This is a genomic window from Caballeronia catudaia, assembly GCF_001544755.2.
In the GTDB taxonomy this organism is placed as follows: Bacteria; Pseudomonadota; Gammaproteobacteria; order Burkholderiales; family Burkholderiaceae; genus Caballeronia; species Caballeronia catudaia.
The window spans coordinates 246,787-272,338 of the sequence record NZ_FCOF02000003.1; the positions used below are offsets into that span (position 1 = coordinate 246,787).

Below are 25,552 nucleotides of genomic sequence, written 5' to 3' on the forward strand. Positions count from 1 at the left end.
CCCTGGTAACGTGGGATCGGTTCCCGCGACATGCGAGAACCGCTGAACGCATGCTCCAGGAGGCGCTCAGTTCGAAGCCGCCTGCACCTTCACGAAAGCGGGGAACTTGACCTTCGCGTTCGCCACCGACTTCGGCCAGATCGCCACTTGCTTGCCGTTCTGCCATTGCAGATTGATGCCGGTGATATAGCCTTCACCGTATTTCAGCGCGTGCGTGAACTGATCGTTCTTGCCGTAGAACTGCCAGCGTCCGATCGTGCCGACGTAATCGGTTTTCTCCAGCGCATCGACCATCTTGTCTGGATCGGTCGAGCCCTTGCTGCGATGAATCGCATCCGCGATGATGTACACGAGGTCATAGCTCGTGAAGCCGTCATATGCAGGCGATACGCCGTTGAAGTGCTTCTGATACGAGTCGACGAAGGGCACGGTCTTGGGCGTCATCGCGACGCCGGGCGCCGCCGCCGATGCGGTGATCACGCCTTCCGTCGCGCCATTGGTGTCCTTCCAGAAGCTCGTCGTCGTGGCTTGCGAGCTTTGGCCCGACATGGGTATCGGCACTTGCTGATCGTGCCATTGCACGGTCGGCTGCACGCCCACATGACTGATGCCCGTGGTGATCGTGTCCGGATGCTTCGCTTCGATCTGGTTGAAGATCGGCGTGAAGTCCGATGTGTCAGGATTGAAGCGGATATGGTCCAGCACCGTCAGGCCCGCTTTCGGCAGGCATTCGAGGAAGCGTTCGTCGAGCGGCTTCGTCCACGCGGCGTCTTCGCTCATCACGACGGTCGTCTTCATCTTGAACTCGCCAACGAGCACGTCATGCGAGAAATCGCAGATGGATTGCGCGATGAACGCCGATGTCATCCAGCCGTGGAACGTGTACTTGTAGTGATCGTAGTCGTCGTGCACGCGCTTCGAAATTTCGTTGCTCGCCGCGCCCGGCGTGATGAACGGCATTTTCAGGCGTGCGGACCACGGCTCCATCGCCAGCGCGACTTCACTGATATAGCTGCCGATGATCGCGACCACTTTGTCCTGACTCGCCGCGCGCTGAAACGCGCGCACGCCGTCCGACGCCGACGAATGGTCGTCATACGCGATGATCTGGATTCGCCTGCCGTCGACGCCGCCTTTCGCATTGATCTCGTCCGCCGCGAGTTGCGCGGCTTTGCTGATCGAAGCGCCCGCCACCGCGGACTCTTCGCTGATGACGCCGATCTTGATCGGCTCGCCCGCTGCGTGTGCCCCGGCCGAGAAGCCAAGCCCCGCCATCACCGTACCCGTTGCAATGACGGTGTTCATTCCCCGCCACGATTTGCCCTTTGACATCATCAGTCTCCCCTTGCTTTGTAGTGAATCGTGGAGCGACGCAAGCCAAGCACATGCAGCAATTAAGGATTTGCCGACAAACAGTAGCACTCGCGTTTCGCGCACTGAATCGGTAATAACGCGATAAAAGAAAATCATGCGGAAACGTCATCAATCAGGCGATATTCTTTCAGTTGACTTTCATCGAGCGCGTTATCCTCGTAGTCCTTATTATTTTTACAACCACAAAAAAACCCAGGAGTCTCACTTCCTGGGTTTCGCCGTTCATCGTCACTGCGGCTACTGCCATTTCGCTTTCTTATGGCGATTGCGGCCAATAACGTCCCATAGCTTTTTCGCCTGCTTCTGGACCGACTTCCCGCTTTCTTCGTGGTGCTCTGCCTCACCGGCGTGAGCCACCGTGCCGCCCCGCCTCGCGTGCCTGAACAGTTCAGCGAATCTCATCGCAACCTCCTTTCGCAGCGAACGCGCCGCGAGATTTCAGTCTACTCCGGCTGGCGGCCGGCGTTATCGCCTCATTCCCGATGCGTCGGTATCCGCCATTGCACGTTCAGCAGATGGTCGCGCATGCACGCGGCCGCCGTAGCGCCGTCGCGCTTTTTCTCGCGCGTTCGGCTTCATCATTTCCCCGGCTCGTTTTATCCGCGCGACATTCAGCTCGGGAAGATGTCGGCGGAGGGCAACTTCCCGCAAGCGACGCTCGATGCCCTGCGCGCGCGGCCACGAACTCACGGTCGCCGAGCCGTGGTCGCTCGGACACGTATGCGCCGTGGGCATCCGCAACGGCCTGATGCGCGGCGCCGCCACGCCGCGCCAGATGCAGGCTTACGCGATCCGTATATCGGCTATTTCATCATCGGCCGCCGCCGCATCATGATGAGCGCGCTCGCGATCTATTGCGTCGCGTCGCTCGCGAGCGCCACCGCGCAGGACTGGCATACGTTCTTCGCGTGGCGCATCGTCGCGGGCTTCGGCTCGGGCGCGGAAACGCTGTGGTGGCGCCGCACGCTGCCCGAATCGCCGCGCTGGATGGAAAGCCAGTCTTCGCGTTCTTCATTCCGGACCGCCTTTATGACACCAGCGCGCAGGAGGCGAACGCGCTCGGCCCGTCGTCGCCCGCAGGCGATGCGGATGCCGATGGCGTCGTGACCAAAGCGCTCAATCCGCGTTGATGAGCCTGTTGCTGCATCGCAGGCAATAGGTCCGAATCGTTACAATGCCCCGGATGAATGCCCCTTCGACGGCATCGAGTCCGAGACATGCTGACTTCTTATTTCTGGAGCGGCGACGCCATCCGCAGTCGACGCGTAAGTGACATCGTTTTATCAGCCACGCTCGACGTGCCTGCGCCCTCTGCGCGCGTGCTGGCGGATTGGCAAAGAGAGACATCGACGCGGCTCGATCTGGAACCCGGCGATGTCGAGGCCATGCCTTTGGCGCGGACACAAATGCGCTGGCCGGACTACAGGCGCTGCGTGCAGGCCATGTCCGACTGGACGCGCGCGCTTGGACTCTCCGACGTGCTGGCCGCGAGCGACGTCGCGCTGATGGCCTGTCGCGGCGCGCGCTATCACCATGACGGTGCGCAATATGGCGGCGCGGCCTTTTGCAATCTCTTCCTGAGCGAGGACAAAGGTCTGGACTTGCATTTTCCGTCGACGGGCCATCGCATTCCCCTGACTCGCGGAACCGCCGTGATATTCGATACGGGCCAGCCTCACGGCGTCATTCAGCGCCGCAGCGGCAATTTCAGTGTCGCCGATTTCGCGCCGGATCAGGATTGCATCCAGATATTCCTCACTTGGGAGCTTCCCATCGAAGACGCTCATGTCGCGCGGCTACTCGACGTGAAGTTCGACGTCGCCCCTTCGACGTCGCTGCAACCGGATGAAGAGCAAGTCTGGTTGAACGGCTCACCCGCCGCTGTGTGTCCGGAATCCGGTCGCTGGCAGTCGGACGCTCATTGACGAGCGCCGCCGCGCGCAATCCCTGACGTGCGTCTTTGGCGCGCGGTCGATCACGAGCCCGAGCACATCGGGGCGGCTGTAATGACCGCGGGAGTCCATCATGCGTTTGCGCTTGTCGATCTGCCAGAAGTCGAGATCCGCGATGACTTCGCCCTCTCCTTCACGCAGCGGTGCGCCACCCATGAACTCGCCTTCCGGCGACACGCGACGGCGCGCAAGCCTGAGCCATCTCCCATTCCCCAGACCATTCTCTCGCGATAGGTCGGCGAGAGCTTTCGACGGCGCTGCACCGGCGTGCCATCGGCATCGAATAGCAATTGCGTGTTGTAGAGGGTCCCGCCGTCGCGTTCGTTGACGCCAATCGACACCACCATGCCGGCCTGGCGCTCCGCTTCGCCCGATGGCCGACGCGAGCAGACAAAACACAGCTAAGATGAACCCCTCGACAACCATGAAGGGCGACATCGAATGCTGACGATCTGGGGCAGAGCCAACTCGGTCAACGTGCAGAAAGTGCTGTGGTGTTGCGAGGAGCTTGGCCTCGCGTACGACCGCATCGACGCGGGCCTGCAATTCGGGCGCAACACCGAACCCGACTACCTCGCGATGAACCCGATGGGCCGCGTGCCCACGCTGGTCGACGGCGATTTCGTGCTGTGGGAATCGAACGCGATCATCCGTTATCTCGCGATGCAGTACGGCCCCGACAGCTCGCTCTACCCCGTCGCGCCGAAGGTTCGCGCGAGCGCCGACCGCTGGCTCGACTGGTCGCTTTCCACGCTGCAACCCGCCGAACGCCCAGTCTTCTGGGGCTATATCCGCACGAGCGCAGCCGAGCGCGATATGGCGCAGCTCGCCGCAGCAGCAAGTGAAGTGGAGAAGCTATGGCGCGTCGTCGATGCACATCTAGAAGGCCGCGATTATCTCGAAGGCGGCACGTTCACCCTCGCCGATCTCGTCATCGCCGCTTATGCGCGCCGCTGGTTCGGGATCGCCGAACTCGCGCGGCCCGCATTGCCCGAACTCGAGCGCTGGTACATCGGCATCACGCAGCGCGCGGGGTTTCAGCGCCATGTGTCGCCCGCATTGACCTGAACGGGGACGCACGCCATGACCATCGAACTGCATACCTGGAATACGCCCAACGGACGCAAGATCAGCGTCGCGCTGGAAGAAATGCAACTGCCCTACATCGTGAAGACGGTGAACATCACGAAGGGCGAGCAGCACGCGCCCGGCTTTCTGCGTATCAGCCCGAATAACCGCATTCCGGCGATCGTCGACCCGGACGGACCCGACGGCAAGCCGATCAGCGTGTTCGAATCCGGCGCCATCCTGCTCTATCTCGGCGAGAAGACCGGCAAGTTTCTGCCCGCCAGTTTGCGCGATCGCGTGCCCGTGCTCGAATGGCTGATGTGGCAGATGGGCGGCTTCGGCCCGATGCCCGGACAGGTGCATCACTTTCGCGCGGTCGAGCCGGAAAGCGACCGGCGTTATGGACTCGCGCGTTACTCCGACGAAACGCGCCGCCTCTATCGCGTGCTCGACAAGCGTCTTGCCGAAGTGGAATACGTCGCGGGCGAGATGTCCGTCGCCGATTTCGCGATTCTCGGCTGGGCGTGGCGGCACGAACGTCATCAGGTTTCGCTCGATGACTATCCGAACGTCAAACGCTGGTATGAAGCGCTTTTCGCGCGTCCGGGCGTTAAGCGTGGCTTTGAAATCAAGCTCGACGATCTCGCCTGATCAGGGCAAACCATGAGACGGCGCGTCAGATTAACGTAAGTTGCGCGCGTGATAACGCTCTTCTAAGAAACATGAGCGACACTGACTCGATCTGATAGATCCGCGCCTGAGGAGATGACCATGAGCGCCAGCATGTACGACGAAGGCCTTCCCAAAACGGCCGCCAACTTCGCGGCGCTGACGCCGCTCAATTTCATCGAGCGCGCGGCCTCGGTTTATCCAACGCGCGCCGCCGTCGTGCATGGCGACGTGCGGCGCAACTGGGCCGAGACCTATGCGCGCACACGGCGGCTCGCGTCCGCGCTCGCCGCGCGTGGCATCGGCGTTGGCGATACCGTCGCCGCGATGCTGCCGAACACGCCGGAAATGGTCGAAGCGCACTTCGGCGTGCCGATGACGGGCGCCGTGCTCAACGCGCTCAACACGCGGCTCGACGCCAACACCCTCGCTTTCATGCTCACGCACGGCGAGGCGAAGGCGGTGTTCGTCGACCGGGAGTTCTCGGACGTGATGCGCCGCGCGCTCGAGAACGTGCCGCAGAATGTGCTCGTCATCGACGTGGACGATCCGCAGTACACGGGCGCGGGCGAACGCATCGGCGAAATCGACTATGAAGCGCTGCTCGCGAGCGGCGATCCCGCATACGAATGGTCGCCGCCGTCGGACGAATGGAACGCGATCTGCCTGAACTACACGTCGGGCACGACGGGCAATCCGAAGGGCGTCGTGTATCACCATCGCGGCGCGTACACGAATGCGATCAGCAATATCCTCGAATGGGATATGCCGACGCACGCCGTGTATCTGTGGACGCTGCCGATGTTCCATTGCAACGGCTGGTGCTTTCCGTGGACCGTCGCGGCGCGCGCGGGCGTGAACGTGTGCCTGCGAAAGATCGAGGCGAAAACCGTCTTCGATCTGATCCGCAAGGAAGGCGTCACGCACTATTGCGGCGCGCCGATCGTGCAGAACCTGCTCGTCAATGCACCCGATGAAATGAAGGCCGGCATCGGGCAGACGGTTCATGCGATGGTCGCAGGGGCCGCGCCGCCCGCCACGATGATCGAAGGCATGGAGCGCATGGGCTTCCGGCTGACGCACGTGTACGGATTGACCGAGGTATATGGACCCGCCACTGTCTGCGCGCATCAGGAAGAATGGCGCGCGCTCGATGTCCACGAGCGCGCACGTCTCAATGCGCGGCAAGGCGTGCGCTATCACCTGCAAGATGCCGTGAGCGTGCGCGATCCATCGACGATGGAACTCGTGCCGTCGGATGGCGAGACCATCGGCGAGATCATGTTCCGCGGCAACATCGCGATGAAGGGGTATCTGAAGAACGCGGCCGCCACCGAGGAAGCGTTTCGCGGCGGCTGGTTCCATACGGGCGATCTGGCTGTCGCCTATCCGGATGGTTACGTTCGCATCAAGGATCGCAGCAAGGACATCATCATCTCGGGCGGCGAGAACATATCGAGCATCGAAGTGGAAGACGTGTTGTACCGGCATCCCGCCGTGCTCGCGGTGGCCGTAGTCGCGAAGCCCGATGCGCGTTGGGGCGAAACGCCTTGCGCCTTCGTCGAGCTGAAACCCGGCGCGCATGCGAGCGTGGAGGAGCTGATCGCGCATTGCAAGGCGCAGCTCGCGGGCTTCAAGGTGCCGCGCGCCATCGAGTTCTGCGAGTTGCCGAAGACATCGACCGGCAAGATCCAGAAGTTCGCGCTGCGCAAGATCGCGGGCTCGGTCGCGGCGATCGACGTTTGATGGAGCGCTGCGACATGACCGAACTCGTTCTGATCGAACGCAATGCATATGGCATCGACGGCGCCGTCGCGCTGACGTTGAATCGTCCCGACGCGTTCAACGCCTTATCGGAAGCAATGCTCGAAGCGCTCGAACGCGCGTTGAAGGACATCGCCGCGTCGGATGCGCGCGTGGTCGTGCTGGCGGGCGCGGGGCGCGCGTTTTGCGCGGGCCACGACCTGAAGGAAATGCGCGCCGAGCCTGCGCTCGACTACTATCGCCAACTCTTCGCGCGCTGCTCGCGCCTGATGCTCACGATCCAGCGCATGCCCCAGCCGGTGATTGCGCGCGTGCATGGCATCGCGACCGCGGCGGGCTGTCAGCTCGTCGCGATGTGCGATCTCGCGGTGTCATCGAGCGATGCGCGCTTTGCCGTATCGGGCGTGAATCTCGGGCTCTTCTGCTCGACGCCGAGCGTGGCGCTGTCGCGCAACGTATCGCGCAAGGCCGCGTTCGAAATGCTCGTGACGGGCGAGTTCATCGATGCAGCGACGGCGCGCGAACGCGGCCTCGTGAACCGCGTCGCACCGCCGGGCGAACTCGACGATGCCGTGCGCTCATTGGCCGCGACCATCGCCGCCAAGCCGCGCGAAGCGGTCGCGGCGGGCAAGGGTTTGTTCTATCGTCAACTCGAAACCGGCATCGAGGCCGCATACGCGCTCGCATCGGAAACGATGGCCTGCAACATGATGGACGACGCCACGCTCGAAGGCACGCAGGCCTTCGTCGAAAAGCGCGCGCCGCGCTGGTCATGAACGATCAGCTCACGTGCTCGACCGGATGCTGTTCGAGCCAGGCGTTCTCTTTGTCGCTATAAAGCCGTGAGCGCGTGAGAAAGCGCAGACCCGTCGGGCGCTCCAGCGAGAACATGCCGCCGTTGCCCGGCACCGCATCGATGATGAGCTGCGTGTGCTGCCAATACTCGTATTGCGATTCGGTCATGTAGAACGGCACGCCGCCGATCGCGCCGAGCTTGACGTCGGAACCGCCGACCATGAATTCCTTCACCGGAAAGCACATCGGCGCGCTGCCGTCGCAGCATCCGCCCGATTGATGGAACAGCACGTCGCCATGCTCGGCCTTGAGCTTGTCGATGAGGCCGATCGCGGCGGGCGTCGCGGTCACGCGCAGCACTTCTTCCTGTTCGCTCATGATGTTCTCGTTGTTCTGATGGGCCGCCGCTGCGCGCAACAGCGGCGGCCCACTACGCTTTAGAAGAAGCCGAGCGGCTTGTCGCTATAGCTGACGAGCATGTTCTTCGTCTGCTGATAGTGATCGAGCATCATCTTGTGATTCTCACGTCCGATGCCCGACTGCTTGTAGCCGCCGAACGCCGCATGCGCCGGATACGCGTGATAGCAGTTGGTCCACACGCGGCCCGCCTGGATCGCACGGCCGAATCGATACGCACGCGTGCCGTCGCGCGTCCACACGCCCGCGCCGAGACCGTAGAGCGTATCGTTCGCGATTTCGAGCGCTTCTTCTTCGGTCTTGAAGGTCGTCACCGACAGCACCGGCCCGAAGATTTCTTCCTGGAAGATGCGCATCTTGTTGTGGCCTTTGAACACGGTCGGCTTGACGTAATAGCCTTTCGCAAGCTCGCCATCGAACGCGGCGCGCTCGCCGCCGGAGAGGCATTGCGCGCCTTCCTGCTTGCCGAGATCGATATATGACAGGATCTTTTCCAACTGCTCCTGCGATGCCTGTGCGCCGATCATCGTCTTCGTATCGAGCGGATGGCCCTGCGCGATGGCCGCGACGCGCTTCAGCGCGCGTTCCATGAAGCGCTCGTAGATCGATTCCTGCACCAGCGCACGCGACGGGCACGTGCACACTTCGCCCTGATTCAACGCGAACATCGTGAAGCCTTCGAGCGCTTTGTCGAAGAAGCTGTCGTCGGCGTTCAGCACGTCCTCGAAGAAGATGTTCGGGCTCTTGCCGCCCAGTTCAAGCGTGACCGGAATCAGATTCTGGCTCGCATACTGCATGATGAGACGGCCCGTCGTGGTCTCGCCGGTGAACGCGATCTTCGCAATGCGCTTGTTCGACGCGAGCGGCTTGCCCGCTTCCAGACCGAAGCCGTTCACGACATTGAGGACGCCCGGCGGCAGAATGCCTTCGATCACTTCGAGCAGCACGAGAATCGATGCGGGCGTCTGCTCCGCCGGCTTCAGCACGACGCAATTGCCCGCCGCAAGCGCGGGCGCGAGCTTCCACACGGCCATCAGAATCGGGAAATTCCACGGAATGATCTGCCCGACGACGCCGAGCGGCTCGTGGAAGTGATACGCGACCGTATCGTGATCGATCTCCGAGATGCCGCCTTCCTGCGAACGCGCCGCGCTCGCGAAATAACGGAAGTGGTCGATGGCGAGCGGAATGTCCGCGGCCATCGTCTCGCGCAGCGGCTTGCCGTTGTCGATGGACTCGGCCACCGCGAGACGCTGCAGATTCGCTTCCATCCGATCGGCGAGCTTCAGCAGCAGGTTCGCGCGATCGGCGACGGACGTCCTGCCCCACGACGTCTTCGCTGCGTGCGCGGCATCGAGCGCGGCTTCGATATCGGCTTCGCGCGAGCGCGGAATCGATGTGAAGGGCTCACCGGTGATTGGCGAGATGTTGTCGAAATACTCACCGCCCGCGGGCGGCACCCACTTGCCGCCGATGAAGTTGCCGTACTGCTTTTTATAGGGATATTCCGTGCTCAGGAACTGCATCTCTGCGTGATTCATCGTGTGTGCTCCTCGCATGTCGACGTGAACGGGCCGGCACTGCCGATGTCCGGCACCGGTCGCTGTTGATTGCGAGTTCCATGCCATCACGCGCGCGATCGCACGGGCCGGGCGAGAGCCGCATCGGCATGCGGTTGCGCGGCGCATCGTCAGGGTTTGCACGGGGCAGATGCGCACTGTTCACATTCAGAACACCTGCCCCGCCCTGTAGCGATGCGGTACAGCCATCGTCTGCGTCCGCGATACATGCTGATTGCTGCTCGGATTACGGCAACGCTGCGGGCAAACGCTTATGGCACGACTGTTCATATTGCAAAGCCTTTCACACTTGTCTATGGTCATGCCAGCCGTGGCAAAGCGTCGCACTCATATGTCGTTCCATCGCATGTTCGAGCGGCGCGAAATGGCCTTGCGCGCGCGACGCGGACATCGTCGCCGGACGCATGAACCACGGCGGGCTGCTTTCCGGCGACCCCGGCCGGCACCACAAGCAACGATGCGCGCGCACGTGAGAGACATGACGCGCCACGGAGACCACAATGAACAGCACACTCGATCAAGGGGCCGCGCCCGGCCCGACAAGTTTTTTCTCCAAGGAAGCGACCATCGCCCGGCCCGGCTTTTCGCGCTGGATGGTGCCGCCCGCCGCGCTGGCTGTTCACTTGTGCATCGGGCAGGCGTATGCATTCTCGGTGTTCAATGCGCCGCTGACGAAAGTCATCGGCATCACGAAGTCCGCGCCGGATGACTGGTCGCTGACCACGCTTGGCTGGATCTTCTCGCTCGCCATCGTGTTTCTCGGCCTCTCGGCGGCGTTCGCCGGCAAATGGCTGGAGAAGGTCGGCCCGCGCCGCACGATGTTCACCGCGGCGTGCTGCTTCGGCGGCGGCTTTCTCGTTTCCGCGCTCGGCGTCTATCTGCATCAGATCTGGCTGCTGTATCTCGGCTATGGCGTGATCGGCGGCATCGGGCTCGGGCTAGGCTATGTGTCGCCCGTATCGACGCTGATCCGCTGGTTCCCGGACCGCCGCGGCATGGCGACCGGCATGGCGATCATGGGCTTCGGCGGCGGCGCGATGATCGCGGCACCGGGCTCCGTTGCGCTGATGAACCACTTCAAGAGCGCGACGAGCGTCGGCGTGGCCGAAACGTTCCTCGTGCTGGGCGTGCTCTACTTCATCTCGATGACGATCGGCGCGCTCGCGATCCGCATTCCCCCGGCGGCCTGGAAGCCGGCCGGCTGGACGCCGCCCGCGACGGCGAACAAGATGATCACGAAGAACCACGTGCATATCGATCAGGCGTTGAAGACGCCGCAGTTCTATCTGCTGTGGCTCGTGCTGTTCCTGAACGTGACGGCGGGCATCGGCGTGCTGGGCCAGGCATCGGTGATGATTCAGGAAAGCTTCAAGACGTCGATCACGGCGGGCGCGGCGGCGGGCTTCGTCGGGCTGCTGTCGCTGTTCAACATGGGCGGACGCTTCGTGTGGGCGTCGGCGTCGGACTGGATCGGCCGCAAGAACACCTACTTCGTGTTCTTCGCGCTCGGCGCGGTGCTGTATTTCCTCGTGCCGCAATTCGCGAGCGCGGGCAACATCGCGCTCTTCGTGCTGGCGTATGGCGTGATTCTGTCGATGTACGGCGGCGGCTTCTCGACCGTCCCCGCGTATCTCGCGGACATGTTCGGCACGGCGTTCGTCGGCGGCATTCACGGGCGGCTTTTGACCGCGTGGGCGGCCGCGGGCGTCGCGGGACCGGTGCTCGTGAACTACGTCCGTGCGTATCAGGTGGCGCACGGCGTCGCGGGCGCGGATGCGTACACGATGACGCTGCACATCATGGCGGCGCTGCTCGTCGTCGGCTTCCTCTGCAATCTGCTCATCACGCGAGTGCATGAGAAGCATCACATGAACCTGTCGGCGCAGGCCGCGAACTGAGAGAAAGGAGACCGCGATGAACACTCAGTACGAAGGCGAGTCGTCGAACAAGGGGTTGCTGCTGCTGTTCTGGGCGTATGTGCTGATTCCGCTCGCATGGGGCGTCACGAACACGCTCACGCAGGCGATCAAGCTGTTCCACTGATTCGGTAGAAGCGCCACGCGCGCCGGAGGGCCGATTTGTCGATCGGTTCACGGCGCGCGTTTTATTTGCGGCTTGTCGCGTGGCTATCCGGCGTCGCCGAGATGGGTCGGCAGATCCATCTGCTGATGAAGAATCCGCACGATCTGGATCGTGTCAGCGGCTTCCTTGACGAACAGGACGTGCATTCCGACCAGCGCCCTTCGATAACCGGCCCGGACGTGTTCAGCGGAAAGACTTCGCTGCGTGCCGTCGCCGAGTCCGGTGACAGTGTCCTGGATCATTCGCACGTAGCGCTCGGCTTGCGCGGGACCCCACGTATCGAACGTATAGTCCCAGATGCCGTCGAGGTCCCGTAGGGCTGCCGGTGTGAATACGCACTGCTTCATCGGGCGGACTTGCGTTTGCGGGCGATGAACGCATCGAAATCGAGCGGCTTCGATGGTCCTGAACGCTCACCTGCATCCAGAGCCGAGCGCAGCGCATCGAGTTTTGCCTCCTGCTCTTCGAGCAAGCGCAAGCCGGCACGGACCACATCGCTCGCGGTGCTGTAGCGGCCTGCACGCACTCGATCCTCGACGAAACCAGTGAAGTGATCGCCGAGCGAAACAGACGTATTCTTTGGCATGACATTCCCCGTTTGCTTGAATGCCCATAATACCAATTTCTGGTATTGAGCAGAGACGGGGCGAGATACAGCGATCCGAAATGCTCAGTGTCCGCGATCCTCCACCCGGTTCAGGCTGCGGCGCGCGAGCGCGCTCATCAAAAGCGTGCCGCACACCGATGCTGCGAGATACACGCCAGCCATCATCCATTCCATTTCACTCACGGTTGTTCTCCTTCGAATTGAGCCGCGGCCGGGGTGCCGCAGGGGTGATTCACGCGGTTGCAACTGCGTTCTGGCCTGATTTACGGCACGTTTGCGCAAAGGTTTAGCGGCGTGGAATGAACGACGTGGCCTGCACGTTGAAAGAGGAAGCGAAAGCCGCCCGTGAGCGATAAACGATCGGCCGTTCGATTTTGCAAAGGTATGCGGTAATCGACCAGCCAGCGTTTTGGACATGGCGCGGCGCGTCGGCGTATCGTTCGACTACCGCCCGAGCGCGCACGAAAACAATCCCCGCAGACGACAAACGGTCCACCACGATGAATCCGACCCGCCGCAGCTTCATGATTTTCAGTATCGGCATGGGCTCGGCGCTGTGGCTCACGCGAGCCCGCGCCGATACGCCGCACCTGAGCGAATCCGATCCGGCGGCCGTCGCGGTCGGATACAAGGAAGACGCCGCCAAGGTGGACAAGGCGAAATACCCGAACTATGCCGCCGGCCAGACGTGTGCGAACTGCTCGTTGTATCAGGGCAAATCGACGGATGCCTGGGGCGGCTGCACCCTCTTCAACGACAAGCTCGTCGCCGGCAAGGGATGGTGCGCGTCATACACGAACATGTGATGACGGCTCGACGTCGACTCAACGCACCGTGTAGCCGACAAAACGCCAGACATTGTCCGAGTCGAGGATGAAGGTCACCATCTCGCGCGATGACTGAGGAGCCTGACTGAACTGGGTATCGAAGAGCACGTTGATATACGCGCCGGCGGGCATGTTGCCGGTGCCGTCGTAGCGATAATGCTTGACGCCCATCGGCATGCGGATTCCCGGTGCACCGAGCGGCCCACGGTCTCGCGTGATCTTCTTGACGAAGTCATCGCGCGAAATGATCTGTTTCGCGATGGGCGAGCCCTGATCCCACACCTCGCCCGACTTATTCTGGTCGATCAGCCTGATGATGGCCGAGGCGACCTGCGCGACGTCCTGGTCCTGCTTGTCGAGGGCGGCCTGCTGCTCCTTCGTGAGGGGGCGGGCGGCTGCGGCTTCGGCTGCGGCTTGAGGCTGCTGCGGTGCGGGCTGGGCTTGTTGCGCCTGGCACGCGATGCTGGTCGATAGCAGCAATAGCGCGCCGAGCGAGAGAGTGATGCGAGCTTTCATGTGACGGACGGCGTTGGTTTATTCGGCCAAGATTGTAGCGCTGTCCGCGGGCGGGACAGTAAGAAATACTTAGTTTCGGAAAAGTGAATGGAAGGGTGCGGGTGGTTCAGCCCTTCGTTTCGGCCTGCGTTCCGAGGAACTCGTTCAGCCTGGCCGCGATCCGTGCGCGTCGTTCGACAAGAAACACCTTGTAGTTCGCCAGATCGAGCAAGGCCGGGGCGGTGGGGATCGCCTGCGCTGCGAACGGCTCCATGCCATGCTGATCGACGAGATGGGGAAAATAATGCAGCGGCAACTTGTCGCTGATCGCGCGGTTGGTTCTCCCGCCAATGAACGCGAGATTGGCGATATCGTCCGCTTCCCGTGGCGTGTACTCGTGTTTGAGTTGCGCCTTCGGAAAGACATGATGGAACTGCAACTTGTGCTGCGCGCCGGAGTGATCCAGCGAAATCGCGAGATTGGAGCGCCAGTCCTTTGCGCCCGCGTCGCGGAAAGCGAGGAACATCGTCTTGAACAGCGCGCTGCGGCGATTGCGTCCTTCGAGCTCATCCGGCGTGATGTCGAGGCGTCCGAACTGAAGGCGCAGACGGTCGATCAGATCCTGCATCGTCCCACCGCTTCGAATGGTCGCCAGATCCTGATCGAGGATGGTTTCGCTCGACCCGCGCGAGAAACGGCCTTTCGCGTTCGCGACGAGCGCCCAGTGCCTCAGTTGCCGCGCCTCGCTCGAACTGAGTTCGAAGCGTCGCGCATGACCGAGGTACGCAATGAGGATCAGCAGAAACGGCGACGAGAGGAGCGCGGGACTCTCGATTCCAAGGTTGCTTCTCGCAAAATTCAATGCGAACACCATCCCTTCGCACGCCTGTTTCCATGCCGTCTGCAATACATCGAGCGTCAGGCTGCCGACGGTGAGAAAGCGCGACTGACCCGTGGCAAATGCGATCAGGTTCTTGAGATGCAGGCCCAACTCGAGATCGAATCCTGTCTTGGCACACTCGGATTGAAAGTCGAGAAATACCTTCAGCGAGTTGCGCCATTTCGCTGTGATTTGCGCAAGCGCCAGATCGGAACTCCGGAGCTTCGCGCCGAGCGAGTTCACGCGGACGAAGATTTCCGTGACTTCGTCGTATGACAGCGTGCGCTCCAGCACGTCCATGCGATACAGGTACTTGCGAATGCCTCTCAGCTTTGCGAGGCGTTGGCTGTACTTTTCATAGCGCGGGTCGTCGAAACCAGTGATGCCAGCCTGCTTGAGGAACGTCTTGTCGCCGTCGTGTCTGAAAACGTCCGACACTCTCACCCAATGCGGCATCTGTTCGAGCTTGCGCGTCGACACGACAAAGGTCATTTTGTCGAAGCGCTTCTGCAATTCGTCTTCCGACGAGTCTGCGTGGTCTCCGATTGCTTCGTCGTCTTCGTCGGTGTCTTCGTCGTCCGCATCGTGCTCTTCTACTTCGGTCACGATCGAGAGTTGATCGGGATGATCGAGATTGAACAGAATGTCGATGGGCCTGCGCCGCCCCCTCACCGTAACAGGCTCGCCGCGAATGATGGCCGACAGTGACGTCAACCGCTGCTGACCATCGAGCAGGAGTCGCGTGCTTCGATATCCATGCGTCGTCTGGCTGACGGCGAAGTCCTGCAAGGCGACTTTTTCATCTGTTTCCCACAGAAGGATCGCGCCGGACGGATATCCGCGATAGAGCGAATCGAGCAGATCCCGCACGCGAGTGGAGCGCCATACGTATTGCCTCTGCATCTCAGGAAGACGCAATTCGCCGCGTTCGATCATCGATACGAGCTCTTCGACTGTTGCTTCTGCTTTCGCCATCTGTTCCTCTCTCAGCCGGTCATGGTTTGCACGCTTCTGAATTCGCCGGATTCTAATGACGTGAATTGCGTTCGCGTTCCCGTCATCTCGAAATTACGGCGGCTGCGCCGACCGAGCACATTCCTTGCTGCTCTTGAGAGAAGGTCAACTTCTAGCGCTATCGCCGAGGTGAAGATGAAACTCGTCGACTGGAACATCCAATGGGGACGCGGCGTAGACAACCGCGTCGATCTCGCGCGCATCGTCGCCGAAGCGAAAGCGCTGCACGACTTCGACATCCTCTGTCTCCAGGAAGTCACGCGCGGCTTCCACGAAAGCAGACAGGCGGGCGGACTCGCGGGCCGTCCGGGCGCCGACCAGTTCGCCGAACTCGAAGCGCTGATACCGGGCGCGACTGTCATAGACGGAATCGGCTCCGACCTGCCGCCCGTGGGCGCGGGACTCGCGCGCCGCCAGTTCGGCAACGCGATCGTGAGCCGCCTGCCGGTGCGTCAGGTGTTGCGCCATTCGCTGCCGTGGCCCGCCGATCCCGCGAAGCCGTCGATGATGCGCGTCGCGCTCGAAGCCGTCATTGATACCGACGTCGGCCCGTTGCGCATCATCAGCACGCATCTGGAGTTTTATTCTGAGAGGCAGCGCCTCGCGCAAGTCGCGCGGCTGCGCGAACTGCACGCCGAAGCCTGCGCGCATGAACGCCAGCCCGCGAAGGCCGAAAGTCAGGCGAGCCCGTTCGCCGACACCGCGCGTCCGCATTCCGCGATCGTCTGCGGCGACTTCAACAGCGCGTTCGAAGGATCGGCGTATCGCGCGATGCTGGAACCGATCGCCGATGCGCCCTCCTTCGTCGATGCATGGACCTGCGCGCATCCGAACGATCCGCGCGCGGCGACCGTCGGTCTCTACGATCACGATCAATGGCCCGATGGCCCGTTCGCCTGCGACTTCATCTTCGTGACGGAAGACTTGCAGCCGCGCATCTTAGGGTGCGAAGCGGATCAGTCGAGCCGGTCATCGGATCATCAGCCGATGTGGCTCGAGCTGCGCTAAGCCTCCTCGCGCGACAGGCCGTTTAACGCCTGCAACACGGCAGCACGCGCCTGGCCGACGATCATGCCGCGCCACATATCGTCGTCGATATAAAACGCCGCGCGAATCTGCCGGCGAATGTCGGTTTTCAGCGCATCGTGCGCGTCCGGATGATGACGCACCCAGACGTCCGCGCGCAGCATGTCGAGCATGTCGGTGAGCGGCACGGTGCCGTACTCGATCGCAATCGACGCAATCGCCGCATGCGGACACGTCTGCCGCAAGGTATCGAGCAAGGGGCCGGCGACGTCCGCCGCGATCGACGTGCCATCCGCGGGGCTCGTCACGTCCTCGCCCCACCAGCGCCGCGCGCGCGTCACATCGCCGACGGTGATCTTCGCGCCGAAGCCGCTCGGCCCGAGGCCCGTATGAAAATCGATCCACCCGATCGCGCCGCACGGCTCGCCATATTCGGCGAGCAGCGCACGCATCGTGCGCGTGCTCCATGCAGGCTCCTCGCCGCCATAGAACATGCCTTGCGCATGCGTGTACTGTCCCGTCGTCACCGCTTGCTGATACGCCCATTGGCCGCGTGTTTCGATATAACCCCGAAGCGCCGCGATGTTCGCTTCATCTGGCGGCCAGTGCGAGGGAATCAGCAAGTCGTGCAGTTCCGCATAGCCCGCGTTCCGCGGCAAAGGATGGCCGAAATCCACGCTATTTCGATTCAGATCGACATTGCCTTCGGTCGTACGGCTGAGATATGAAAAGCCATACGGATTGATTGCATGAACGAGCAGCATCGCGACGCCCAGCTTCTCGATCAATGCGGCCAGCGCGTCGTCGCGCATCAACGCGATCTGTGCGCCCGAACCGCAAAAGCCTTCGACGCCATGCGTCGCGGACGTGAGCACGAGCAGCCGCTTCGCATCGCCGGGACCGATGCGCACGACATCCGTCGCAAGCGTCTCGCCTTGCAGACCGTCGACGCCTTCGAGCACGCGCGTATCGACCGCGAGCTTGCGCTGCGCGGCCGTATCGAGAAATCGCTGACGCGCTTCCTTGTAGGTCGATGAAAACATGTCCCCTCCTCAGGCGCGCGCGAGAAACTTCTCGATGAGCCGCACCCAGTACGTCGAGCCGAGCGTGAGGACGTCATCGTTGAAGTCGTAGCTGCTGTTGTGCAGCATGCACGGCCCGATGCCATGACCATGATCGCGATGCTCACCGCGTCCATTGCCGATATACGCATAGCATCCCGGCCGCTCGAGCAGCATGAACGAGAAGTCCTCCGCGCCCATCGTCGGATCGACGTTCGTGTTCACACGCTCCGCGCCGACGATATCCTGCATCACGCCCAGCGCGAAATGCGTCTCCGCTTCGGTGTTCACGGTCGGCGGATAGTTGCGCACGAAACTGACTTCGGCCTTGCATCGATACGCCGCCGCCGTCGCCGCGACGATCTCCTTCATGCGCGTCTCGATCAGATCGAGCACGTCGACGGAAAACGTGCGGACGGTGCCAGCAAGCGTCGCGGTCGTCGGAATGGCGTTGACCGCGTGGCCCGCCTGCATGCGCGTGATCGAAAGCACGGCGGCGTCGATGGGCCGCTTGTTGCGCGTCACGATGCTTTGCAGTCCCGTGCCGATCTGCAGCGCCGTGAACACGGGATCGACGCCATCGTGCGGAATCGCCGCATGCGCGCCCACGCCCTCGATGCGGATCTCGAACTCGTTGCTCGACGCCTGCGTCGCACCGACGCGCGCGCCGAATTCGCCCGCCGCCATGCCCGGCCAGTTGTGCAGCGCGAACACGGCATCGACGGGAAAGCGCTGAAAAAGGCCATCCTCGATCATCGCCTTCGCGCCGCCGCCGCCTTCTTCGGCGGGCTGGAAGATGAAGACGACCGTGCCATCGAAATCGCGATGCTTCGCGAGATATTGCGCGGCGCCGAGCAGCATCGCGGTGTGACCGTCGTGGCCGCACGCATGCATCTTGTTCTCGTGGCGCGACGCATGCGCGAAGGTATTCAGCTCGGGAATCGGCAGCGCATCCATGTCGGCGCGCAGGCCGATCGCGCGCGTGCCCGCGCCTTTCCTCAACACGCCGACGACGCCCGTCTTGCCAAGCCCGCGCGTCACTTCGATATCCCAGCTTTCCAGCTTTTGCGCGACCAGTTCGGCGGTGCGCGCTTCTTCATAGCAGAGCTCGGGATGCGCGTGGATATCGCGGCGAATGGCCTGAATCTCGTCGCGCGATTGGGCGATCCCGGGAATGATCGACATGCTGCCCTCTTTGATGAACGATTGAACGAAGCATTGTCGATGGCCGCAAATATCAGCGAAAGCTGATATTTCTTGTCTGTGACTTAAGCAAAGCTTTAGTGTGCGTCATGGTTCTCTGGGGGCTGACGCTCAACCGTCGCGCCGGCGCGGTAATCGACCCCGCGCGTGAAATGCTGACCGACGAGCTTTGAGCGGATTCGGGAACGATAGAATTTCACATCTCACGATTGTCCGCGCGGTATGTTGTAGGGTTGTCCGTCAGGATAGCCAATCAATAACAACCGTAAATGAGCGATTGATCGTGTCGAGTGTGTATCCCAAGTGCGACAACAAGCGCTGCCCCGTGTGCTACCCCAACTGGAAAGAAGACGAAGAAGCCGCGAAGCGCAAGGCTGAAGAGGACAAGGAGGACTGCATTCGATGCTGGCGCAACTTGCAAAAGCAGGCCGAAAAGATCGCGTCCGCCAGTGATCCGGTCGCACGCAACAGGGCTATCAATGTTGCCTATGCGCAACTTTGGTGGGATGACCGGCGCTTCCAGTGGACGGGCCTTGCGGCCTTTGCGTCGAAACAGGTCGGTTGTGGACTGTTGAACTCTGCCGAACTGATCCAGAAATCGAACCGTCAGCGTGACGCGTACCAGCGCTGGGACCGTAGCGCTTCGGCGCTGGAGCGCATGTCACCCTATGGCAGCCCTCGTATGCCGATGCAGGATCAGGGCATGGGCGAAGGCGCCACCAAGGTGTATCAGATGCTGGCGATGGGCAACACGGCGCTGTTTCTTGAAATCTGGCCGCTGCATAAGTTCTATGAGGCATTTGGGCTAGAGCGGTTCAAGAAGTGCTATCCGCTTCGCAGGACAATCGCTGGCGAGGTGAACTGGCCGCTCAGAGGCAAGATAGAGTTCGGGCGTGAGTGGCCCGAAGTGAAGGCTGCGTTCTCTGCCATCGATAGCGGCAATATCAGCGACGGTGTCCGGTTGATGGCGTATCACGAGCAGATCAATATTTTGCAGACCGCCATTTATAGCGATCCGATGTTCGTCACGCTGATGCGGGCCAATCAGTTCGCCTGGGCGTTGAACATTCCGACGGGTTCGGCGCGTCAGATTGAGCTGATCCTTGCCAACAACTGCACGGTCAAGGGTTTGCCCGCGCGCAAGGAGGGCTTCAGTAACGATCCGCTGGCGAATCTCGCTGATCCGGCACAGCGCATGGATTTCGTGAGCCGCGCTGCTAATCGGTTCAACCAGTTACTTCACGATCCATTGCAGAAGTATGACGTGGAGAACTCTCTCTATCTGCTCGCTCATCCGAGATAGTCATGCGACGACCAACCATCGGTGTGTTGGCGGGTGCGGTGCTGCTGGCTGCCGTGACGTGGGCTGTCTGGACATCACTTCACCGGCCCGCTGAAATAGCTGTGAAGTGGGGGGAACCCTATGAGCAGATACGCAAGCGCTATGACTCGATTCTGCCTTCACCGGAACCGAGTCTGCTCCCTTCTCCAGCGGTGATTGCGAGATTTCGCTTCGACGATCCCTTGTATGGTTTCACAACCCCTCGGGCCGTGTTCTATCAGATGGGCGCTGATCCTGAAACGGGTGGCTTTGATTCGGTGCAGCTTTCGCCACAAGTGAAGCCGCTGCCGTTGAATGACGTGATCGCGATCGTACTGGACATACAGGATCAGCTACGGCGTGGGGGCTGGCGGCCTTTTCAATATAGTGGCATGCATCCAATTGAGGACACGCCCGAGCTTCGGCGTCAGTTGCACGAGTGCCAGTTCCCGACTTCGGTATGGAATGCAGCGGACAAGTATCAGGTGACGATTGACATTAGCTGTCGTTCGATTTCCGTGCAGCCGGGTCAGACGTACTATGGCGTGATCCTTGAACTCGGGCGACCATTCTGGACCGACAGGCCCGGTGAGTGACGCATGTGCGTGTGCGCATCAACTTATTGAGTTCTCTTCGCTCGGACCATCGTGACGCCGCCCGGAACGCACGCCTCCCAAATGCCGAGCAGCACCGACATCCAGTCGGATGTCATACTCCAGCGCATCGCCGATGACCGAATCGACCCAGCAGGGATGATGAAGAAATGGCAGGTGAGGACATGCCAGTAGAACTGACAGGCGAAACATGAAAACTCCTGGCGCGACGGTCGATGCGGCGCGACTCCTCCCGCACCAACTGTTCTTCGAAGTGAACGATGCCGGGTGCCGTCAGCCTTCACTCGACGACGCAACGCCACCCGAGCGCATGCGTATGCGCTCCTGGACGACGCTCATCACCGCGTGCCGATCGTGAATCTTGCGCTCCAGCATCCCGACGACACGGCGCGGCGTGTTCTTCGCGAGCGGCATCACGCGCAATGCCGGATCGCTCGCCCACGAGCCGTATTCGAGCAGCGGCACGACGGACACGCCCGCATCCTGCCGCACGAGTTCGACGATCACTTCGAGCGAGTTCAGCTCGAGAAACTCGTTCACGGCAAGCCGGTTATGTTTCAACGCGCGCTCGATCAATGCGCCGGTTCGCTGCGCCCTATCGAAACGCAGAAACGGGCGGCTCGCAAGCATCTCCGCGGCGCTCGACGATCCGCTTCGCGGCGAGCCGATCACGACGAGCGGCTCCGAATACAGCGGCGTCCAGTTGAGACTCGCGGGCGTCTTGCCCGCCATTTCGACGATGACCGCCGCATCGATTTCTCCGGCTTCCACTTGCGGCGCGAGCGCGAGCGCCTTGCCTGTGAAAAGCCGCACATCGAGCCGCGGATATTGACCTTTCAATTCAGTGACGACGGATGCGAGCGCGCCCATCGCCGAATCGACTGCGCCAATGGAGACGGAGCCGGCGATCTCGTCATCGAGACCGGTGAGACGCATGCTGTCGTACAGCGCGACGATGCGCTCCGCCTGCGGCAACACCTGTTTGCCGATGCTCGTCAACCGGTTGGTGCGGCCCACGCGATCGAAGAGCGGGCGCTTCAGATCGTCTTCGAGCGATTGCATCTGCATGCTCACCGCGGCCTGCGTGAGCGCGACTTTCTCGGCGGCGGCGGCAAAGGAACCGTAGCGCGCAACCGCGATAAAGGTGCGCAAAAAGCGAATGTTGCTCATGGGGCTGGGACAACCCGGATCGTTCGATCAGGTTTCCTTGAGTGTCAGTTCAGAAATTCTATATTTTCTTATTTCACTTCGGCGTAGTGTTTGCGTATTGCGTTTGCATGTTGCAGCGGCTTCGCGCGTACCCCGCACGAGCCCTGAAAAAAGCGGATGTCGTCAACGAGAAAACCTCATGGAGTGCATTCGATGAGCACCGTACTACCTGCAGCCCACGCGGCCGACGAAAGCGCCGCATCGAACCTGTCCGGCCGACGAGCCATCGTGGTATCGACCATCGGCAACGCGCTCGAATGGTTCGACTTCATGGTCTATGGCTTCTTCGCCGTCATCATCTCGAAGCTCTACTTTCCCGCCACCAGTCCCACGATTTCATTGCTCGCGACCTGGGCGACGTTCGGCGTCGGCTTCCTCACGCGGCCGCTCGGCGGCATCGTGCTGGGCGCGGTCGCGGATCGCGTCGGACGCAAATCGGCGCTCACGCTCACGATTTCGCTGATGGCCGTGGGCATCGCGATCATCGCGTTCGCGCCGACGTATGCCGCAATCGGCATCGCCGCGCCCTTGCTGATGCTGCTCGGCCGGCTGATCCAGGGCTTCTCCGCGGGCGGCGAAGTCGGCTGCGCGACGGCGTTTCTCGTCGAATACGCGCCCGCCGACAAGCGCGGCTATTTCGGCAGCTTCCAGATGGTCGCGCAGGCCGCCGCGAGTCTCGCGGGCTCGTTCTTCGGCGCGGTGCTCACGCGCACGCTGAGCCCCGAGCATCTCACTAGCTGGGGCTGGCGCATTCCGTTCGTGATCGGTCTGCTGATCGTGCCGGTCGGCCTGTATCTGCGCTCGAAGCTCGACGAATCGCCCGTGTTCGTCGAGAAGGCCCAGAAAAACGAACTGAGCGCGCGCCCGATCCGCGATACGGCCACGAAGCACTGGACGTCGGTTCTCGCGGGCTTCGGCCTCACGGTTTTCGGCACCATCGGCACATACATCTTCCTGCTGTATCTGCCGACGCACGCGACGCGCGTGCTGCACATGGCGCTCACCGACGGCCTCATCAGCTCGACGATCGGCGCGCTCATCTATCTCGTCTGCTGCCCGTTCTTCGGCCGCCTGTCCGATCGCATCGGCCGCAAGAAGCTGATGGCCACCGCGCTCGCGCTTTCGCTCGTCACCGCATACCCGATCTTCGCGGTGCTCACGGCGCATCCCAGCCTGCCGATGCTGATCGTCTGCCAGGCGCTATTGATGACCTACCTCGGCATCTTTCAGGGCTGCTATCCCGCGTTCATCTCCGAACTGCTGCCTTCGAGCGTGCGCTCGACGGGCATCTCGGTGAGCTACAACGTCGCGGTGATGATCTTCGGCGGCTTCGCGCCCGCCATCGTGTCATGGCTCACGATGACCACCGGCGATCCGCTGTCGATCTGCTACTACGTGATCTTCGGCAGCGCGGTCGCGCTCTTGACGATCCTCCCGCTGCGCGACCGTTACAGCGAAGCATTGCGCTGATGCTGCATGATGTCCGCAAAGGAAGGACAATGTGCCGGCCCGCACGGAAGAACGGCGCGCTTAAGTCTGATTTAAGAAAGCGCGCTTAGTCTGAAGTCTGACCGACCCACCCTCCTTCCGGCCGCGCAAGCGGCCATTTTTTTTGGACCGACGCGATGCAACTGAGCCTTCGCCTGATCCTGATCCTCGTGGTGCTCGTCCTTTTCACGACAGTCGGTGTGTTTCTTCTTTCCGTTCTCGCACGCGCCGTGCTCACGCACTGACGCTCTTCTCGCCCGGCGTGGGCATGGTTCATGCGAACGCGGTGCCTCATGGCCCGCGTGAACTTTCCTGCCTATACTGGCTGAGTGTCGTCTTTCGCCGCGTCGTCGACCCGTGAAGGTCCTGTGCCCGCCGCGCAGACTCTTTTTCGCCGCTCTCCCTCCGCGCTGTCCGGCGCCCGACACGCCGCCGCATCTTCGCCTCTCTCACGTCCTGCCGCCTTTGCCGCACCTGTGCAGTAGATCGCTGCGCAATTCAGGAGATTGCCGATGCCACAACGTCCCGTCCCCCAAGCCAAAACAACACACACCGATACGCCCAACAAGCTCGCGCCCGCACCGTCCAAGACCGACGGCGCGAATATCACCTTCACGATGACCGTGAACGGCCAGAGCCATAAGCTGTCGCTCGATCCGCGCACGACGCTTTTAGATGCATTGCGTGAGCATCTTCATCTGACTGGCACGAAAAAAGGCTGCGATCATGGTCAATGCGGCGCATGCACCGTTCATGTGAACGGCCGCCGCGTGAACTCGTGCCTGTGCTTCGCCGCCGCATGCGACGGCGACACCATCACCACCATCGAAGGCATCGGCGAAGTCGAAGCGCTGCATCCGCTGCAGGCCGCGTTCGTCGAATGCGACGGCTATCAGTGCGGCTATTGCACGGCCGGCCAGTTGATGTCGGCGGTGGCGCTGCTCGACGAGCCCATCGGCCCGAGCGACGAAGACGTGCGCGAAGCGATGAGCGGCAATCTGTGCCGCTGCGGCGCATACCAGAACATCGTCGAAGCGATCCAGTCGGTGCGCGGCAGCAAGCCGTCGGCCAAATAAAGGAGAGCGACATGGACATGTTTCAGCTCTCCCGCGCGCGCGACATGCGCGACGCGATCAACGCCGGTGCGCTCGCGCATACCGCGCAGCAAGGGGCGGAAGTGCGCTTTCTCGCGGGCGGCACGACGCTGCTCGACCTGATGAAGCTCAACGTCGAACGGCCTATGCGCGTCGTCGACATCAGCCGACTGCCGCTCGATGCGATCGAGCCGACGCAGGACGGCGGCGTGCGTATCGGCGCGACCTCGCGCAACTCGGATCTCGCGCATCATCCGCTGATCCGCGAGCGTTATGCGGTGCTGTCGCAAGCGGTGCTCGCGGGCGCGTCCGTGCAGTTGCGCAACATGGCGACGACGGGCGGCAATATCCTGCAGCGCACGCGATGCGTGTATTTCCGCGATACGACATCGCCGTGCAACAAGCGCGAGCCGGGCACGGGCTGCTCGGCGATCCAGGGCGTCAATCGCATGATGGCGATTCTCGGCACGAGCGAATCGTGCATCGCGAGCAATCCGTCGGATATGTGCGTCGCATTGCAGGCGCTCGAAGCGACGGTTCATGTCGAAGGCACCGCTGGCAAGCGCGCGATTCCGATCGACGAATTCTTCCTGCTGCCGGGCACGACGCCCGATCGCGAAAACGTGCTCGATGCCGGCGATCTCATCACGCATGTGACGTTGCCGCCGCCCGTCGAAGGCGCGCGCTCCTTCTATCTGAAGCTGCGCGATCGCGCGTCGTATGAGTTCGCGCTGGCGTCGGCCGGCGTGGTGATCGGCGTGAAGGACGGGCGTATCGCACATGCGCGCGTGGCGCTCGGCGGCGTTGGCACGAAGCCGTGGCGATCGCGCGAAGCAGAGAAGGAATTGCAAGACGCAGCGCCCGATGAAGCCACGTTCAGACGCGCCGCCGATGCCGCGCTCGCCGATGCGAAGCCGCAAAGCGAGAACGGCTTCAAGGTCGAGCTATCGACGCGCTGCATCGTGCATGCGCTGAAGATGGCCACGCAAACGTCCTGATCACGAGCGAGGAA

24 protein-coding genes and 2 pseudogenes are annotated in these 25,552 nt (G+C 62.0%); 15 read left to right on the forward strand and 11 right to left on the reverse strand.

Going from position 1 to position 25,552, the window contains the following annotated elements:
• Positions 1-66 precede the first annotated feature (66 nt).
• Positions 67-1,305 (reverse strand): ABC transporter substrate-binding protein, encoded by a 1,239-nt coding sequence (locus tag AWB75_RS05000; protein ID WP_407642122.1) that lies wholly within the window; start codon positions 1,303-1,305, stop codon positions 67-69.
• An 864-nt stretch (positions 1,306-2,169) separates the two neighbouring features.
• Between AWB75_RS05000 and AWB75_RS05010 the strand changes: the two are divergent.
• Positions 2,170-2,373: pseudogene (locus AWB75_RS05010) on the forward strand (MFS transporter); the annotation flags it as partial.
• Positions 2,374-2,591: 218 nt separating this feature from the next.
• A complete protein-coding gene (locus tag AWB75_RS05020; protein WP_087086475.1) occupies positions 2,592-3,299 on the forward strand; it encodes a hypothetical protein in 708 nt (235 codons plus the stop codon).
• Here the strand turns inward: AWB75_RS05020 and AWB75_RS05025 are convergent.
• Positions 3,246-3,706: pseudogene (locus AWB75_RS05025) on the reverse strand (nitrilase-related carbon-nitrogen hydrolase); the annotation flags it as partial. The gene AWB75_RS05020 and the pseudogene AWB75_RS05025 sit on opposite strands and share 54 nt — an antisense overlap.
• Before the next feature lie 61 nt (positions 3,707-3,767).
• Here AWB75_RS05025 and AWB75_RS05030 point away from each other — a divergent pair.
• The 4 genes from AWB75_RS05030 (at position 3,768) to AWB75_RS05045 (ending at position 7,603) form a co-directional block, all read left to right on the forward strand.
• Complete coding sequence (locus tag AWB75_RS05030) at positions 3,768-4,394, forward strand: glutathione S-transferase family protein (protein ID WP_061122959.1); 627 nt, start codon at positions 3,768-3,770, stop codon at positions 4,392-4,394.
• 15 nt (positions 4,395-4,409) lie between these two features.
• The gene (locus AWB75_RS05035) at positions 4,410-5,045 is read left to right on the forward strand and encodes a glutathione S-transferase family protein (RefSeq protein ID WP_061122960.1); all 636 of its coding nucleotides are present in this window, start codon (positions 4,410-4,412) and stop codon (positions 5,043-5,045) included.
• Between the two features lie 120 nt (positions 5,046-5,165).
• Positions 5,166-6,809 (forward strand): acyl-CoA synthetase, encoded by a 1,644-nt coding sequence (locus tag AWB75_RS05040; protein ID WP_061123061.1) that lies wholly within the window; start codon positions 5,166-5,168, stop codon positions 6,807-6,809.
• Between the two features lie 14 nt (positions 6,810-6,823).
• Positions 6,824-7,603, forward strand: a complete 780-nt coding sequence (locus AWB75_RS05045; protein WP_061123062.1) for an enoyl-CoA hydratase — start codon at positions 6,824-6,826, stop codon at positions 7,601-7,603.
• A 4-nt stretch (positions 7,604-7,607) separates the two neighbouring features.
• Here the strand turns inward: AWB75_RS05045 and AWB75_RS05050 are convergent, their stop codons facing one another.
• Entirely contained in the window at positions 7,608-8,000 is a 393-nt protein-coding gene (locus tag AWB75_RS05050) for a DUF779 domain-containing protein (protein WP_061123063.1), read from the reverse strand.
• A gap of 59 nt (positions 8,001-8,059) precedes the next feature.
• Complete coding sequence (gene adh, locus AWB75_RS05055; RefSeq protein WP_061122961.1) at positions 8,060-9,580, reverse strand: aldehyde dehydrogenase; 1,521 nt, start codon at positions 9,578-9,580, stop codon at positions 8,060-8,062.
• A 539-nt stretch (positions 9,581-10,119) separates the two neighbouring features.
• On the opposite strand from adh, the gene AWB75_RS05065 reads away from it, so the two are divergent.
• Positions 10,120-11,517: an L-lactate MFS transporter gene (locus tag AWB75_RS05065; protein WP_061122963.1), complete on the forward strand. Its 1,398-nt coding sequence runs from the start codon at positions 10,120-10,122 to the stop codon at positions 11,515-11,517.
• Between the two features lie 16 nt (positions 11,518-11,533).
• Entirely contained in the window at positions 11,534-11,662 is a 129-nt protein-coding gene (locus tag AWB75_RS05070; protein ID WP_061122964.1) for an MFS transporter small subunit, read from the forward strand.
• A gap of 83 nt (positions 11,663-11,745) precedes the next feature.
• Here AWB75_RS05070 and AWB75_RS05075 read toward each other — a convergent pair whose 3' ends face one another.
• Positions 11,746-12,048: a type II toxin-antitoxin system RelE/ParE family toxin gene (locus AWB75_RS05075; RefSeq protein WP_061122965.1), complete on the reverse strand. Its 303-nt coding sequence runs from the start codon at positions 12,046-12,048 to the stop codon at positions 11,746-11,748.
• The gene (locus AWB75_RS05080; protein WP_061122966.1) at positions 12,045-12,287 is read right to left on the reverse strand and encodes a type II toxin-antitoxin system ParD family antitoxin; all 243 of its coding nucleotides are present in this window, start codon (positions 12,285-12,287) and stop codon (positions 12,045-12,047) included. The genes AWB75_RS05075 and AWB75_RS05080 overlap by 4 nt, the downstream gene beginning before the upstream one ends.
• A 521-nt stretch (positions 12,288-12,808) precedes the next feature.
• Between AWB75_RS05080 and AWB75_RS05085 the strand changes: the two genes are divergently transcribed.
• Complete coding sequence (locus AWB75_RS05085) at positions 12,809-13,114, forward strand: high-potential iron-sulfur protein (RefSeq protein ID WP_061122967.1); 306 nt, start codon at positions 12,809-12,811, stop codon at positions 13,112-13,114.
• A gap of 18 nt (positions 13,115-13,132) precedes the next feature.
• Here the strand turns inward: AWB75_RS05085 and AWB75_RS05090 are convergent, their stop codons facing one another.
• Both AWB75_RS05090 and AWB75_RS05095 read right to left on the reverse strand, forming a co-directional pair.
• The gene (locus AWB75_RS05090; protein ID WP_061122968.1) at positions 13,133-13,651 is read right to left on the reverse strand and encodes a DUF4019 domain-containing protein; all 519 of its coding nucleotides are present in this window, start codon (positions 13,649-13,651) and stop codon (positions 13,133-13,135) included.
• Between the two features lie 106 nt (positions 13,652-13,757).
• On the reverse strand, positions 13,758-15,485 hold the full coding sequence (locus AWB75_RS05095) for a GmrSD restriction endonuclease domain-containing protein (protein WP_061122969.1): 1,728 nt from the start codon (positions 15,483-15,485) through the stop codon (positions 13,758-13,760).
• A 174-nt stretch (positions 15,486-15,659) separates the two neighbouring features.
• Here AWB75_RS05095 and AWB75_RS05100 point away from each other — a divergent pair, with 174 nt between their 5' ends.
• Complete coding sequence (locus AWB75_RS05100) at positions 15,660-16,532, forward strand: endonuclease/exonuclease/phosphatase family protein (protein ID WP_061122970.1); 873 nt, start codon at positions 15,660-15,662, stop codon at positions 16,530-16,532.
• On the opposite strand, the gene AWB75_RS05105 is transcribed toward AWB75_RS05100, so the two are convergent.
• On the reverse strand, positions 16,529-17,593 hold the full coding sequence (locus AWB75_RS05105) for a M14 family metallopeptidase (protein WP_061122971.1): 1,065 nt from the start codon (positions 17,591-17,593) through the stop codon (positions 16,529-16,531). The genes AWB75_RS05100 and AWB75_RS05105 overlap by 4 nt on opposite strands.
• Positions 17,594-17,602: 9 nt before the next feature.
• Positions 17,603-18,796, reverse strand: coding sequence for a M20 aminoacylase family protein (locus AWB75_RS05110; protein WP_061122972.1), 1,194 nt, complete (start codon positions 18,794-18,796; stop codon positions 17,603-17,605).
• A 343-nt stretch (positions 18,797-19,139) separates the two neighbouring features.
• On the opposite strand from AWB75_RS05110, the gene AWB75_RS05115 reads away from it, so the two are divergent.
• Together AWB75_RS05115 and AWB75_RS05120 are read left to right on the forward strand one after the other, a co-directional pair.
• Complete coding sequence (locus AWB75_RS05115) at positions 19,140-20,117, forward strand: DUF2515 family protein (RefSeq protein ID WP_235011975.1); 978 nt, start codon at positions 19,140-19,142, stop codon at positions 20,115-20,117.
• Positions 20,118-20,119: 2 nt separating this feature from the next.
• Complete coding sequence (locus AWB75_RS05120) at positions 20,120-20,731, forward strand: flagellar biosynthesis sigma factor (RefSeq protein ID WP_143746402.1); 612 nt, start codon at positions 20,120-20,122, stop codon at positions 20,729-20,731.
• Positions 20,732-21,022: 291 nt separating this feature from the next.
• Here the strand turns inward: AWB75_RS05120 and AWB75_RS05125 are convergent, their stop codons facing one another.
• Positions 21,023-21,919 carry a LysR substrate-binding domain-containing protein gene (locus tag AWB75_RS05125; RefSeq protein WP_061122974.1) on the reverse strand — a complete coding sequence of 299 codons (897 nt, stop codon included), beginning with the start codon at positions 21,917-21,919 and terminating at the stop codon, positions 21,023-21,025.
• A gap of 192 nt (positions 21,920-22,111) precedes the next feature.
• Here AWB75_RS05125 and AWB75_RS05130 point away from each other — a divergent pair, with 192 nt between their 5' ends.
• The 3 genes from AWB75_RS05130 (at position 22,112) to AWB75_RS05140 (ending at position 25,538) form a co-directional block, all read left to right on the forward strand.
• Positions 22,112-23,428: an MFS transporter gene (locus AWB75_RS05130; protein WP_061122975.1), complete on the forward strand. Its 1,317-nt coding sequence runs from the start codon at positions 22,112-22,114 to the stop codon at positions 23,426-23,428.
• 530 nt (positions 23,429-23,958) lie between these two features.
• Complete coding sequence (locus tag AWB75_RS05135) at positions 23,959-24,522, forward strand: (2Fe-2S)-binding protein (protein ID WP_061122976.1); 564 nt, start codon at positions 23,959-23,961, stop codon at positions 24,520-24,522.
• 11 nt (positions 24,523-24,533) lie between these two features.
• A complete protein-coding gene (locus AWB75_RS05140) occupies positions 24,534-25,538 on the forward strand; it encodes an FAD binding domain-containing protein (protein ID WP_061122977.1) in 1,005 nt (334 codons plus the stop codon).
• Positions 25,539-25,552: the final 14 nt, after the last annotated feature.

Coding starts and splice junctions, on each gene's coding strand:
- AWB75_RS05000 (WP_407642122.1), bottom strand. CDS start 1,305: ATGAACACCGTCATTGCAACGGGTACGGTGATGGCGGGGCTTGGCTTC.
- AWB75_RS05020 (WP_087086475.1), top strand. CDS start 2,592: ATGCTGACTTCTTATTTCTGGAGCGGCGACGCCATCCGCAGTCGACGC.
- AWB75_RS05030 (WP_061122959.1), top strand. CDS start 3,768: ATGCTGACGATCTGGGGCAGAGCCAACTCGGTCAACGTGCAGAAAGTG.
- AWB75_RS05035 (WP_061122960.1), top strand. CDS start 4,410: ATGACCATCGAACTGCATACCTGGAATACGCCCAACGGACGCAAGATC.
- AWB75_RS05040 (WP_061123061.1), top strand. CDS start 5,166: ATGAGCGCCAGCATGTACGACGAAGGCCTTCCCAAAACGGCCGCCAAC.
- AWB75_RS05045 (WP_061123062.1), top strand. CDS start 6,824: ATGACCGAACTCGTTCTGATCGAACGCAATGCATATGGCATCGACGGC.
- AWB75_RS05050 (WP_061123063.1), bottom strand. CDS start 8,000: ATGAGCGAACAGGAAGAAGTGCTGCGCGTGACCGCGACGCCCGCCGCG.
- adh (WP_061122961.1), bottom strand. CDS start 9,580: ATGAATCACGCAGAGATGCAGTTCCTGAGCACGGAATATCCCTATAAA.
- AWB75_RS05065 (WP_061122963.1), top strand. CDS start 10,120: ATGAACAGCACACTCGATCAAGGGGCCGCGCCCGGCCCGACAAGTTTT.
- AWB75_RS05070 (WP_061122964.1), top strand. CDS start 11,534: ATGAACACTCAGTACGAAGGCGAGTCGTCGAACAAGGGGTTGCTGCTG.
- AWB75_RS05075 (WP_061122965.1), bottom strand. CDS start 12,048: ATGAAGCAGTGCGTATTCACACCGGCAGCCCTACGGGACCTCGACGGC.
- AWB75_RS05080 (WP_061122966.1), bottom strand. CDS start 12,287: ATGCCAAAGAATACGTCTGTTTCGCTCGGCGATCACTTCACTGGTTTC.
- AWB75_RS05085 (WP_061122967.1), top strand. CDS start 12,809: ATGAATCCGACCCGCCGCAGCTTCATGATTTTCAGTATCGGCATGGGC.
- AWB75_RS05090 (WP_061122968.1), bottom strand. CDS start 13,651: ATGAAAGCTCGCATCACTCTCTCGCTCGGCGCGCTATTGCTGCTATCG.
- AWB75_RS05095 (WP_061122969.1), bottom strand. CDS start 15,485: ATGGCGAAAGCAGAAGCAACAGTCGAAGAGCTCGTATCGATGATCGAA.
- AWB75_RS05100 (WP_061122970.1), top strand. CDS start 15,660: ATGAAACTCGTCGACTGGAACATCCAATGGGGACGCGGCGTAGACAAC.
- AWB75_RS05105 (WP_061122971.1), bottom strand. CDS start 17,593: ATGTTTTCATCGACCTACAAGGAAGCGCGTCAGCGATTTCTCGATACG.
- AWB75_RS05110 (WP_061122972.1), bottom strand. CDS start 18,796: ATGTCGATCATTCCCGGGATCGCCCAATCGCGCGACGAGATTCAGGCC.
- AWB75_RS05120 (WP_143746402.1), top strand. CDS start 20,120: ATGCGACGACCAACCATCGGTGTGTTGGCGGGTGCGGTGCTGCTGGCT.
- AWB75_RS05125 (WP_061122974.1), bottom strand. CDS start 21,919: ATGAGCAACATTCGCTTTTTGCGCACCTTTATCGCGGTTGCGCGCTAC.
- AWB75_RS05130 (WP_061122975.1), top strand. CDS start 22,112: ATGAGCACCGTACTACCTGCAGCCCACGCGGCCGACGAAAGCGCCGCA.
- AWB75_RS05135 (WP_061122976.1), top strand. CDS start 23,959: ATGCCACAACGTCCCGTCCCCCAAGCCAAAACAACACACACCGATACG.
- AWB75_RS05140 (WP_061122977.1), top strand. CDS start 24,534: ATGGACATGTTTCAGCTCTCCCGCGCGCGCGACATGCGCGACGCGATC.